The sequence below is a fragment of the Chromobacterium sp. Rain0013 genome (genome assembly GCF_015291765.1).
Lineage (GTDB): Bacteria > Pseudomonadota > Gammaproteobacteria > Burkholderiales > Chromobacteriaceae > Chromobacterium > Chromobacterium haemolyticum.
This window is the reverse complement of the sequence record NZ_CP031514.1, coordinates 3,624,580-3,637,031: the sequence shown is the minus strand read 5'-3', so window position 1 is coordinate 3,637,031 and position 12,452 is coordinate 3,624,580. Positions and strand designations below refer to the sequence as shown.

Annotated in this window: 11 protein-coding genes; 8 read left to right on the top strand and 3 right to left on the bottom strand. The window is 63.3% G+C overall.

The window, feature by feature from the left end; genetic code table 11:
• Position 1: 1 nt before the first annotated feature.
• Positions 2-868: a BadF/BadG/BcrA/BcrD ATPase family protein gene (locus DXT74_RS16730; RefSeq protein WP_231138205.1), complete on the bottom strand. Its 867-nt coding sequence runs from the start codon at positions 866-868 to the stop codon at positions 2-4.
• A 232-nt stretch (positions 869-1,100) separates the two neighbouring features.
• Between DXT74_RS16730 and DXT74_RS16725 the strand changes: the two genes are divergently transcribed.
• A complete protein-coding gene (locus tag DXT74_RS16725; protein WP_194426522.1) occupies positions 1,101-2,312 on the top strand; it encodes an ROK family transcriptional regulator in 1,212 nt (403 codons plus the stop codon).
• A gap of 103 nt (positions 2,313-2,415) precedes the next feature.
• Positions 2,416-4,098: a glycoside hydrolase family 9 protein gene (locus DXT74_RS16720; protein ID WP_043631114.1), complete on the top strand. Its 1,683-nt coding sequence runs from the start codon at positions 2,416-2,418 to the stop codon at positions 4,096-4,098.
• Between the two features lie 70 nt (positions 4,099-4,168).
• Here DXT74_RS16720 and DXT74_RS16715 read toward each other — a convergent pair whose 3' ends face one another.
• A complete protein-coding gene (locus tag DXT74_RS16715; protein ID WP_194426521.1) occupies positions 4,169-5,488 on the bottom strand; it encodes a DEAD/DEAH box helicase in 1,320 nt (439 codons plus the stop codon).
• 521 nt (positions 5,489-6,009) lie between these two features.
• Here DXT74_RS16715 and DXT74_RS16710 point away from each other — a divergent pair.
• Complete coding sequence (locus DXT74_RS16710; RefSeq protein ID WP_231138204.1) at positions 6,010-7,539, top strand: EAL domain-containing protein; 1,530 nt, start codon at positions 6,010-6,012, stop codon at positions 7,537-7,539.
• A 76-nt stretch (positions 7,540-7,615) separates the two neighbouring features.
• The gene (locus tag DXT74_RS16705; protein ID WP_194426520.1) at positions 7,616-8,443 is read left to right on the top strand and encodes a hypothetical protein; all 828 of its coding nucleotides are present in this window, start codon (positions 7,616-7,618) and stop codon (positions 8,441-8,443) included.
• Between the two features lie 57 nt (positions 8,444-8,500).
• Here DXT74_RS16705 and DXT74_RS16700 read toward each other — a convergent pair whose 3' ends face one another.
• Entirely contained in the window at positions 8,501-9,298 is a 798-nt protein-coding gene (locus tag DXT74_RS16700) for a response regulator (RefSeq protein ID WP_043631123.1), read from the bottom strand.
• Between the two features lie 301 nt (positions 9,299-9,599).
• Between DXT74_RS16700 and flgB the strand changes: the two genes are divergently transcribed.
• The 4 genes from flgB to flgE are packed head-to-tail and all read left to right on the top strand — an operon-like array spanning position 9,600 to position 12,437.
• The gene (gene flgB, locus DXT74_RS16695; RefSeq protein ID WP_043631126.1) at positions 9,600-10,016 is read left to right on the top strand and encodes a flagellar basal body rod protein FlgB; all 417 of its coding nucleotides are present in this window, start codon (positions 9,600-9,602) and stop codon (positions 10,014-10,016) included.
• On the top strand, positions 10,016-10,426 hold the full coding sequence (gene flgC / locus DXT74_RS16690) for a flagellar basal body rod protein FlgC (protein ID WP_043631128.1): 411 nt from the start codon (positions 10,016-10,018) through the stop codon (positions 10,424-10,426). The genes flgB and flgC overlap by 1 nt, the downstream gene beginning before the upstream one ends.
• A 19-nt stretch (positions 10,427-10,445) precedes the next feature.
• A complete protein-coding gene (locus DXT74_RS16685) occupies positions 10,446-11,156 on the top strand; it encodes a flagellar hook assembly protein FlgD (protein ID WP_019102823.1) in 711 nt (236 codons plus the stop codon).
• Positions 11,157-11,192: 36 nt separating this feature from the next.
• On the top strand, positions 11,193-12,437 hold the full coding sequence (flgE, locus tag DXT74_RS16680) for a flagellar hook protein FlgE (RefSeq protein WP_043631129.1): 1,245 nt from the start codon (positions 11,193-11,195) through the stop codon (positions 12,435-12,437).
• Positions 12,438-12,452 lie beyond the last annotated feature (15 nt).

The window sequence follows — 12,452 nt, the reverse complement described above, 5'->3', positions numbered from 1 at the left end:
ATCAGGCAGCCAGCAAGAGCAGCGCGCCTGCGCAGGCGTCGCCCTGCGGCGGGCTGAGCCGGGCGGCGAATTCCGGCGGCAGCCAGTCGCGCAGCGCTTGGCCCAGGCCGCCGCACAGCGCCACCGGCAAGCTTTCATCCGGGTCCAGCGCCTTGGCGATGGACCAGGCGTCGCGACCGGCCTGACGCAGCAGTTCGGCCGCCAGCGAATCCCGGCGGCCGTTGGCCACCACCAGCGGCGCCAGCTGTGCGAAGAGCGTCGGGGTGGCGCGGCCGTTCCAGGCCATCATCGCCTGCCAGTCGCCGCCCACATGCTCCAGCACCGCCCGCGTCAGCGGCGTCGGCTCCATGCGGCCGTCCAGCGCCATCTGCGCGTACTGGGCGGCACGCTGGCCCAGCCAGGCGCCGCTGGCCTCGTCGCCGCTGGGGTAGCCCCAGCCGCCGACTTCGCGGTGGCCGCCGCCCGGATACAGCGCTTCGCCTATGCTGCCGGTGCCCAGCGCCACGATCACGCCGGGGCGGCCGCCATGGGCGCCCAGCAAAGTGGTGTAGCCATCGGTGGCCAGGCGCAAGCGGGCGTAGCCGGGATCGGCGGCGCGGAAGGCGTCGGCCCAGCCTGCGTTGTGCACGCCGGACAGACCAAGGCCGATCGCGCATTGCGCCGGCGGGGCCAGCGGCAGGCCGGCCTGTCCGAAGGCGCGAGCGATGACTTCGTTCACGGCGGCCCAGGCTTGCGGCACGCCGCGCGACAAGGCGGAGGGGCTGCCTTCCGCGTGGGCCAGCGGGCGGGCGCGCGCGTCGCTCAAACAGACGCGGGTGCCGCTGCCGCCGCCATCGACGCCCAAGCGATATTCAAAAGCTTCAGTCACGATGCTGTCCTTGGTCAAATGCGTGCGTTCGGCGCAAATCACTGAAACATCAGTGATTTGCATTGTCGCGATGCGATGCCATTGGCGTTTTTGGAAATTCAATCATTACAATGGCATTTCGTCAAGTTGATTTATTTAATTGTGTCGACGACACGGCCCGGCAGTCGCCGCCGATGCAACAGGCCTTGCCGGCGCGCTTGTCCGCCCTGCGCCGGGTCGCCATACTGCCTCCATGAAATCCATTCCCGCAGGTCGGGACTCGCGCACGGTGGCGGGGACCAATCTGGAACACGCCCGCGCGCACAACCGCCGCGCGGTGATAGAAACCATACGCCTGAACGGGCAGCTGACCCGCGCCGAGGTGGCTCGGCTGACCGCGTTGACGCCGCAAACGGTGTCCAATATCGCGGCGGAATTGCTGGACGGCGGCATGCTGTTGGCGGGGGAGCCGATGCGCGAAGGCGCGCGCGGCCAGCCGGCGATACCGCTGAGCATCAATCCCGACGGCGCCTACTCGCTGGGCATTCAGTTGGATACCCAGTCGCTGATCGCGGTAGCGGTGGACCTGGCCGGGCAATGCCGCGCGCGGGTGGAGGCGCCGGTGCAGCGGCCGGATCCGCAGCTGGCCCTGCCCTTGATCGAAGAGGTGGTGGGCCGGTTGCGCGCGGACTCCGGAATAGACTGGGGGCGGGTATTGGGCTTGGGACTGGTGATGCCGGGTCCGTTCGGCGTTGAGGGCATGAGTTCGGTGGGCCCTACCACCTTGCCGGGCTGGGAAGAGGTGGATGCGGCGGCGCAACTGGAGCGCAGGCTGGATCTGCCGGTCTTGCTTGAAAAGGACGCTACCGCCGCGGCCATCGGGGAGCGGCTGTACGGCCGCGCCGCCGCGCTGCGCAATTTCGTCTATCTGTTCATCGGCGCCGGGCTGGGCGCGGGCTTGTTTCTGGACGGGAGGCTGTACGCGGGCGTCCGCCACAACGCAGGCGAGATCGGCCACATGATCGTGATGCCGGATGGAAGGCCTTGCGATTGCGGCAACCATGGCTGTCTGGAGCGTTATGTATCGCTGCGCGCATTGTACGAAACCTTGGGGCTGGCCGACGACGCCGAGCTGGCTGCGCTCAGCCTGGAGCGGCCGACGCCGGAGATCTGCTACGGCATGGAACGCTGGCTGGCCACCGCCGCGCCGCCGCTACGCCAGGCGATCAATATCCTGGAGAGCCTGTTGGATATTGAGGCGGTGGTGATAGGCGGTTTCCTGCCGCCAGCCTTGCTAGAGCAACTGGAGCAACGGCTGCATCCGCTGCCGGGGTCTATCCGGCAAAGCTGCGGCCCGCGCGTGCTGCTGGGGAGCGCCGGCCGCGACACGGTGGCGCTGGGCGCGGCGGCGCTGCCCATCTTTGATGAATTCAATCCGCAGTACGAAGTGCTGCTCAAGGTTTGATGCGGCGTCTTTTTATGTCAATGGCTTGACCTGGACGTCTCGGCGCGTAAATATTGCCCGTCATTAAGGCAAAACGATTTACTTATTAGCCGGGAGACGCGCCATGAAGATTCTGCTGAATCATGTTGGTTTTGAACCCCAAGCCCCCAAGCAGGCCTTGTTGCAAGCGCCTGCCGGGGCTGGGCCTGCGACGCTAGCCCTGTTGGATGGGGAGGGACGGATCGCGGCCGACATTCCCTTGAGGCCGCAGGGCATGGCGGAGGGCTGGCCGGAATGGCACTACTGGCTGGCGGATTTCAGCGGCTGGACGCAGCCGGGACGTTACCGGCTGTGGTTACGGGACAGCGCGCCGCCGGTGATCAGTCACGAGTTCGAGGTGGGGCCTGATTGCCTGGGCAGCCAGATGCTGTCCGATCTGTTGCATTATTTTAAGTCGCAGCGTTGCACCGGTCTTTACGACCAGGCGGATCGAACCGCGCCGGAGTGGGGCGGAGAGGCGCGGCGGGATGCGCGCGGCGGTTGGTTCGACGCTTCCGGCGACTGTTCCAAATATCTGTCCCATCTATCCTACGCCAACTTCATGAATCCTCAGCAGACGCCGCTGCTGGCCTGGTGCCTGATGGCGGGCCGCGACGCTTTGCCGCCGCAGCCGCGCTGGTTCGACGAGCGCATGGTGGACGAGGCTTTGCACGGAGCGGATTTTCTGTTGCGCATGCAGCACTCGTCCGGCTTTTTCTACATGACCTTGTTCGATGGCTGGAGCAAGGCGCCGGAGCAGCGCGAGCTGTGTGCTTTCACCACTCAGCGCGGTGTCAGATCAGGCGCCTTCCAGGCCGGTTTTCGCCAGGGGGGAGGCCTGGCGATCGCCGCGCTGGCGCGCGCTGCGGAACTGCCGCGCGACGGGGAGTTCGGCCGTGGCGATTATCTGGCCGCGGCGCGGCGCGGCTTCGCCCATCTACAGCAATACAACGCGCGTTATCTGGACGATGGCTGTGAAAACCTGATCGACGATTACTGCGCGCTGTTGGCCGCCTGCGAACTATACGCGGCTAGCGGCGAGCCGGTGTTCGCCGATGCCGCCGACCGCCGCGCGCGGCGCATGTTGGCGCAGCAGGACGAGGCTGGTCGTTTCTGGATGGACGCGCAGCGGCGGCATAGCTATTTTCACGCGGTCGAAGCCGGCCTGCCTTATCTGGCCTTGCTGCGCTTCGCCGCGGTATTGCCGGCGTCGCCGCTGGCAAGCGATGCGCGACGGGCGGTCCGGCGCGGGATGGAGGCGGAAATGACGCTGACGGCGGCGGCGGGAAACCCTTTCGCTTATCCGCGGCAATGGGTGGCCCGCAACGGCGAGGAGGGCGTGGCGCGCTTTTTCATGCCGCAGCAGAATGGCAGCGGCTACTGGTGGCAGGGGGAAAATGCGCGGCTGGCCTCGCTGGCGGCGGCGGCCTGCGGCCTGGCGCAACAGGAGTCGCCAGAGGAGGGCGAGCCCCTGCGGGCTTATGCCCAGGGAGCGCTGGACTGGATTTTGGGACGCAATCCCTTCGACGTTTGCATGCTGCAGGGCTGGGGTCGTAATAATCCGCGCTATGAGCCGGGCTATTACAATGCCTGCGGAGGGGTGTGCAATGGGATTACCGCCGCGCCGGGCGCGGATGAAGGTATTGCTTTTCTGAGCCCAAAAGAAACCGATATCGGCCAATCCTGGCGTTGGACGGAACAATGGTTGCCGCATGGCGCCTGGCTGTTTCTGGCCCTGGCTTTGCGCCGGCGGGCGAATGAAGGCTGAAATGTGAAACGCCATCGGCAAGCCGATGGCGTTCTGTTGCGGCGCCCCCGTTGCCGGGGGCGGCCTGCGTTTACTGCTGTTGGGTGCTGCGCGGGCCGCGGTTGCCCTGATAACCGCCTTCGCGGCGTTGGCCTTGGTAGCCGCCTTCGCGACGATTGCCGTAGCCGCCGCGACCGCCGCCGCTGCCCGGACGGCGATCACCGTAGCCGCCTTTGCCGCTGGTGTTGCGACGCGGGCCTTTCGGCGGGCGACGGGTCGGTTCCATGCCTTCGATCACGCCTTCGGTGATTTGACGCTTCAGGTATTGCTCGATGCGGCGAACCTTGTGGAACTCCTTGGACTCCGCCAGAGTGATGGCGGTGCCGTCACGGCCAGCGCGACCGGTGCGGCCGATGCGGTGCACGTAGTCTTCAGCTTGTTTCGGCAGGTCGAAGTTCACCACGTGGGTGATGCTGGGCACGTCGATGCCGCGGGCGGCCACATCGGTGGCCACCAGGATCTTGATACGGCCGCGACGCAGATCGTTCAGCGTGCGGTTGCGCCAGCTTTGCGGCATGTCGCCGTGCAGGCAGGCGGCGGAATAGCCCTGGTCGGACAACTTGTCGGCCAGTTCTTCGGAGTAGGCTTTGGTGGCGGAGAAAATCACGCACTGGTCGAAGCCGGATTCTTTCAGAATGTGATCCAGCAGACGATGCTTGTGGTTCAGATCGTCGGCGTACAGCAGGTGTTCTTCGATGGTGCCGCCCGAGGTTTCGGTGCGGGCAATTTCGATGCGCTGCGGATCGCGGGTCATCTTTTCAGCCATGCGGCCTACGGTGCCGTCCAGCGTGGCGGAGAACAGCACGGTCTGGCGGGTGTCCGGAGTGGCTTTGACAATGGTCTCGATGTCTTCGATGAAGCCCATGTCCAACATGCGGTCGGCTTCGTCCAGCACCAGCATTTCCAGGCGCGAAAAATCGATGCGGCCGGAGCGCATGTGATCCATCAGACGGCCGGGCGTAGCCACGATCAGGTCGATGGGGCGCGACAGCGCTCGGGTTTGGTAGCCGAAGGATGCGCCGCCTACCAAGCAGGCGGTCTTCATCCAGCGCAGGTCCTTGCCGTATTCCAGCGCGTTCTTTTCTACTTGCTGAGCCAGTTCGCGGGTTGGGCACAATACCAGCACGCGCGGGCCCTGGCCCTTGCCGGTGGAGCGCTCGGACAGCTTGGTCAGCGCCGGCAGCAGGAAGGCTGCGGTCTTGCCGCTACCGGTTTGGGCGGATACCAGCAGGTCGCGGCCAGCGATGGCGGCGGGCACGGCTTGAGCCTGCACTTCGGTAGGGGAAGAATAGCCGGCGGCTTCCAGAGCGCGCAGGATGGTCGGGGCGATGCCCAGATCGGAAAAATGCATGATGTCCTTTCAGGCCGGTTACTGCCGGCGTCACTTAATAGCCAGGTTGGTGGCGGTCGGTTATACGGCGCCTTTAAGCCGTAAATCATCGGCACTAACCTGACAAGCGGCGAACAGCGGTCCAGTCTGATGCGACATTATAAGCGTGGACGAAGCCTGGAAATGGTCAGGGACGATGAAGCAATCTCACTCGGGCTGAGGCGTGGTTTGGAATGCCCGGTGGAAACACAAGAGGCCGGACTATACGGTAAATCGGACAGCTTTACAACTGTTTTTTAAAAACATGCCGGCTAAGTATTTGATTGTTTGCCGCTTGCCGTGACGGTTTTCCAAAAAAGCTGTCGCCCGCCTGCGATGGCGGGTGAGGACTCGGCTCCGGAAGCGCGGCGTTGGCTTGTGGAGATTTGCGAGGTTCTAACTACACTTCAACGATGACGGGCCATGCGTGACACCTTCGTTGAGGGCTGGCAATGAGTGGAAAGAACAGATTCGCAAGCACGGACCGGACGCATGCCTGGCTGATGTCCAGTTCCTCTGGCGCGGCCTATGCCGTTTGCGTCGGTTTGGCCTTGGCGCTGACGATGGTCTTGGCGCTGGCGTTGACGGCGTGGCGGATGCAGTCGGCGGCCAGGGAGAGGGCCGAGTTGGTTGTCGGGCAGCTGACCTGGCAGTTGTCGCCCGCGTTCGCCGCGCTGACGCGATTGGACGGGCTGCCGCCGCCGGAGCCGGATTGCCGCGCTCAAACCCAGGCTTTGGCTGAATTGGTTCAGCGCACGTCGCTGGCGCGCTTCGCCTTGGCGCGCGGCGCCGGCGGCGCGCAGTGTGCCTCCCGGCGCGGCGTTTCGGAGGGGGCGGCAGGGTTTGAGAATGGGGCGAGCTTGTTGCCGGCCGGCAATGGCCAGCTGTTGCCGGGGTTGCGGTTGGGGCATGCCGCAGGGGTGATTGAGTTGGACGCAGGGCCCTTGGTGGCTCAATTGGCGTTGGCCGAGCGTGATGGTTTGAAAGTGAGCTTGCTGGCCGGGGGGCGGGCGCTGGCCGCCAACGGCGAGGTGAGGGATCAGGGAGCGGACACGGGCGGAGAGGTGGCGTGGGTGCCGTCCGCGCCGGCGCGCATAGGCGTGCTGGCGGCGCCGCAGTGGGCGGCCGCGCCCTTATTGGCGCTGCAAACTCAATGGTTGGCTTTGTTGGCGGCCGCAGCCTTGGGGGGCGGCGTCGCTTGGGGAGCGCGCCGCGGTTCCGGCGGGCGCAAGGCGACGGGGTGGGAGATATCCGAGGGGATTCGGCAAAAAGAGTTTTTCGCCCATTACCAGCCCATCGTCACCGCGGCCAGCGGCGAATGCGTCGGAGTGGAGGTGCTGGCGCGCTGGCGGCACCCGGTGCAGGGCAATGTGCGCTCTGAACTCTTCATTCAGACCGCGATTGAGGCCGGCATGATTGTGCCGCTGACGCGCTATATGCTGCGGAGGGTGGCCGAGGAGTTGAAGCAGATCGTATTGCCTCCCGGTTTTATGGTTGGGGTCAATATCTCTACAGATCACCTGGCTTTGCCCGAACTGCTGGAAGATTGCCGGCCGCTAGTTAATCTATTGCGTGAAAAGCAGGCTCAACTAGTGCTGGAGGTGTCGGAGAGGGCTCCATTGCAAGAGGCTTCCGGCGCGCAAAAGGTGATCAACGGCTTACGGCAGATGGGCGTGAGGCTAGCCTTGGACGACTTTGGCGCCGGCTATGCCGACAAGGCTTATCTGAGCCGTTGGGGCTTTGACTATCTGAAGGTTGAGAAAGGTTACGTGTCGGCCTTGGGCCAGGACAGCCTGAAAGGGAATATTCTGGATGGCCTGCTTTTATCCTCCAACGAGATGGGGGTGCAGGTCATTGTGAAAGGGGTGGAGACCCAGGGTCAGCAAAGCTATCTGAATGTGAAGGGCTTCGAGTATTTACAGGGCTTTTATTTTGGCAAGCCGATGACCTTGAATCATTTCCGGCAGTGGCTGTATTCAGGCATTGCGGAAAGCCGGGTCCGCCCGGCGGGCAAGAGGGGCGGCGATGGGTGAGGCCGGCTCGCGGCTTGGGGACGCGGGGGCGCTTTGTTACAATGCGCCCTTTTTTGTTTCAGGAAAGGAGTAGGGAATGATGTATGCCGTGCAGCGTTATGCGGCCTCCCGTCCTTGGGCCAAGCGTGTCAGCCAGTTGTATGTTCAGGCCTTGCAGCCGTCCGCGGCGCGCAAGGAAATGAAGGAAGTGATCAAGCGCGAACTGGAGCGCGCCGCCCAGGTATTTGCAGTGAGGCAGCAGACCATCGTCGCTGAACTGGCTTTGGCGGAGTCCTGGGGCTGTTTCGCCCGTCATGGCCGCGTGATTTCCCATCTGGACGACTGCTTGGTGCGGGCCTTGGCCCACACTCGGCTGCCCTCGCAATTGCCGGATACGCTGAATTTGCCGGCCGACGCCTTCTTTCTGCATGTGCCCGGAGGCGGCGGGGCTTTCGTCTCGCATCAGCCGGAGCGCAAGGCCTTGCTGCTGACCTTGGTGGAGGAAGGGTTTTCGCGCGACGCCGCGCAATGGCTGCATGAGTCCGACGCGGTGGAAGCTTTGCTGGTCACCTATCCGGGCGAACTGGCGCCGCAGATAACGGAGGTGGCGGAGCGCTGGCAAGCCTTGTTGGCCGCGGTGCTCAATGGCCTTGCCATGATGACTCAGCCCAAGCTGGAGAGAGAGCTGTCCTGGCAGTCGGGTGCGCCGGAGTCATGGGTGGAGCAGGCCGGCGCGCCGACTTGCGCCAAAACTCGGCAGCGCGGCCGCAGCCAATTGCTGAAGGCCGGCTTCAGCGAGGTGAGCTTCTGCCGCATTCCCGAGCTGGACGCCGCGCAGGCTTACGCGACTCAGGGTTACTGGCGGCGGCAGGCGTTTGGCGAAGCCAAGGCCAATTCGCGGCTGGTGTGGGTGGCGCCCAAGTAAGAAAGGACGGCTTAGAGTCTGTTCAAAGTCTCGCGAGCAAGGGCTTTGAACAGATTCTCAGTATTCCTGCAGCAGTTCGCGGATGGTGTCTCTTAGCTTGTTGGTGGAGAAGGGCTTGTCGCAGCAGGCCGAGACGCCAGCCGCCTCCACTTCGGCCAGCCGGTCGTGATCGGTCTCGCTGGTGATCATCAGGATGGGGGTGCGCCCCTGAGTGCTGTTTTGTCGGATGTGGCGAGCCAGTTCGCAGCCATCCATGCCGGGCATGTGGTAGTCGACAATGATCAACTGAAAGCTTTCGCTCTCCAGCAGCGGCAGCGCGTCGGTCCCGCTGGCGGCTTCGGTGAAGTGTTCGAAGCCCAGGCGCTCCAGCACGGCGCGCACATGGCGGCGCGAGGTATGGCTGTCGTCTACGATCAACACCTGGACATTGGCCAGATCCGTGTCCACCTCCATGGCCAGGCTCTCGGTGTTGATGAAGTCCAGCGCGTTGGCCAGCACCTCGTCCAGTTGGCCATTGGTGAAGGGCTTGGGCAGGATGCCCAGGCTGCCCGCCTGGCGGATGGGTTCCAGCCGTTCCGGATTGGTTTCGCTGGAAACCAGAATGAAAGGCATGCCGCTGAGGTCGGCGCTTTCGCGCATCTGTTGCAGTAACTGCTGGCCCGTCATGTCCGGCAGGTAATAGGCGCTGATCACTAAGTCGGGGCGCGATTCGCGCGCACGGCTGAGCAGCGCTTCGCCGTTGGGGTGGACCTCCACTTTGGAGATGCCCATCTCCCCCAGCGCCTTGCTGATGATCTGCGCCTGCACATGCGAAGGCTCAGCCAGCGAGATGATTAAATGTTGTACTTCCAGCATGCCTCTTCCCCCGCCTGTATTCTCTATTTTGTCAAAGCCGTCCGCGACCGCCGGCCAATGCGTAAGTGTCGGCGATCCCAGGCGCGTCTTCAATGGTTCTTATGTTGGTTTGGCACGAATTGCGCGGTGCGGCAAGCAAAATCTGTCGCTTGGGCCGGAGGCGGCAAATCTTGCCGCTCATTGTTGCCGTTTGGGCCGCTGTGGCCGAGGGCGTGGCGTATTGATCAGGAAAATCAAAGGGCTGTCGGGGTTCGGTGGCTTGGCACACTTCCTGCTTTAACGTCGCCTCAAGGAGGCTGACATGCTAGACAAAATCGCCAAACATTTCGACTTTCAGCAGCGAGCGCTGAATTTGCGGGCCTATCGCACCGAGGTGCTGGCCAGCAATATCGCCAATGACGAAACCCCTAACTACAAAGCGGTGGATTTCGACTTCGGCAAGGCCTTGCAGGCGCAAACGGATGCGCAGGGTCGTTTGGCGATGAACCTGACCGATGCCCGGCATCTTGCAGGCGCCGGCGGCGCGGGAAACAACGGCGCCGCCCTGCAGTACCGCGCGGCGGTGCAGCCCAGCGTGGACGGCAACACCGTGGACATGGACGTGGAGCGCGCGGCTTTCGCCGACAACGCGGTCCGCTTCCAGTCGACGCTGACTTTTCTGAACAAGCGGATCAGCGGCCTGAGTTCGGCGATCCAGGGCCAGGGAGGCAATAGCTGATGTCTTTGTCCAATGTGTTTGCCATTTCCGGTTCGGCGATGTCGGCGCAGTCGATGCGCCTCAGCCTAGTGGCGAGCAATATCGCCAACGCGGAAAGTTCGACCAGCTCCACCGGCGAACCCTACAAGGGGCGTCACGCGGTGTTCACCGCGATCCCGGTGACGGCCGCGCAGCCGCAGGTGGCCGGCGTGCGCGTGACCGCGGTGGTAGAAGACCAGACCCCGCCGCGGCTCAAGTACGACCCGGGCAATCCGCTGGCCGACCAGCGCGGCTACGTGACGATGCCCAATGTGAACCCGGTGGAGGAGATGGCCGACATGATCGCCGCCTCCCGCGCCTATCAGAACAATGTCGAAATCATGAATACGGCCAAGACGCTGCAGCAGAAAGTGCTGCAGCTGGGCCAGTAAGGCGAGAGGAGTAACGGCAATGGCTAGCGCAAATCCTTACGACGTACTGAATAGTCAGACTCAGACCAACCCGAACAGCAGCGTCAACGGCAGCAAGAGCAATTCCGGCGTGGTCGGCTCCAGCGCCAACGACATTCAGAGCACTTTTCTGAAACTGTTCGTGGCTCAGATGCGTTCCCAAGACCCGATGAATCCGATGGACAACAGCCAGATGACGTCCCAGATGGCGCAGATCAGCCAGGTGGGCGGCATTCAGCAGCTGAACCAGTCTATGCAGGCGCTGATCGGCGCGCAGGCGGCGTCACAGTCTCTGATGGCGTCCAGCATGATAGGCAAAAAAGTGCTGGTGGCCGGCAGCAGCCTGCCCAAGCCGCCGGATGGCGGTACCACCCCGGCCGGCGTGTTGTTGAACGGCCCGGCGCAGACGGTGAAAGTCAGCGTAAAGGACGCCAACGGCAATGTGGTCCGCACCATGACCATCGACAAGCCGGTGGCCGGCGTCAACACCTTCAGCTGGGACGGCAAGAACGACAAGGGCGAAGTGGTGCCGGCCGGCAAATACAGCTTTAGCGCCGACGTGACGCAAGCCAGCGCCAACGGCAGCACCAAGGCCGTGGCCTACAACACGCAGACAGTAACCGCAGTGGCCTGGGATCAGGGCATTCCCGAGCTGGTGCTGCCGGACGGCAGCCGTGCCCAGTTGGGCGACGTGGCGCAAATGACCGCCTGATCCTGCTGACCTCATTCGACTTCAAGGACTGACATCATGGGCTTTCAACAAGGTTTGAGCGGCTTGAACGCCGCCTCCACCCAACTGGATACCATCGGCAACAACGTAGCCAACGCCAACACCGTGGGCTTCAAGAGTTCGCGCACGGAGTTTGCCGACATGTACGGCAATACCTTGTACGGCATCGCCACCACTACGCCGGGCATTGGCGTCAAGGTGGCCGCGGTGACGCAGAACATGAGCAACGGCAACGTGACCACCACCGGTCGCAGCCTTGATTTGGCGATCAACAATGGCGGCTTTTTCACCGTGGCCCAGCCGGACGGCACCTTGTCCTATACCCGCAATGGCCAATTCCAGATCAACAATCAGGGGTATGTGGTCAATAACGGCAACTTCCTGCAGGGCTGGCAGGCGGATGCCGCAGGCAACATCACTCAGGGGCCGGTGAGCAAAATACAGCTGAACTCCAACTTGGTGTCGCCGCAGGCCACCACCAAGGCCACCCTCGGCGTCAATCTGGATTCTCGCAGCACGGTGCCGACCGTTACGCCGCTGGACCCGACCAATTCATCCTCCTATAACTGGTCGAACACCAATACGGTATACGATTCGCTGGGCAATCCGCATCAGGTGACCATGTACTATGTCGCCGGCGCGCCCACCGCCACCGGCCGAACCTGGACCGCGACCGCTTATGTCGACGGCAATCCGGCCAATAACACGCCGCCCAACAGCAACAATTTCTCGCTGACTTTCAACACCTCCGGCGTGCTGACCACGCCCGGACCGTTCAACATCAATTTTTCCCCCAACCCGCTCAACGGTTCGGCGGTGCCGCAGACCGTGGCCTTCAGCTTTACCGGTTCCACTCAGGTGGGGCAGAACTTCGGCGTGACCACCCCGCCTATCATCGACGGTTCCGCTCCTGGCAATCTGAAGGGCATCAATATTTCGTCCTCGGGCATCATTCAGGCGACGTATACCAACGGGCAGACCAAAACCATAGGTCAGGTTGCTCTCGCCAACTTCATCAATCCGCAAGGTTTGCAGTCCAAGGGCAATAATCTGTGGGCGCAGACTTACGATTCCGGCATCGCCTCCTACAACGCGCCCGGCGCGGGCAATACCGGCACCATTCAGGCCGGCGCGGTGGAAGATTCCAACGTCGACCTGACCTCGGAGCTGGTCAATATGATTACCGCGCAGCGCTATTACCAGGCCAATGCGCAGACCATCAAAACCCAGGACACCCTGGTGCAGACCTTGCTGAACATCTGATGAGCTGAGCGCGCG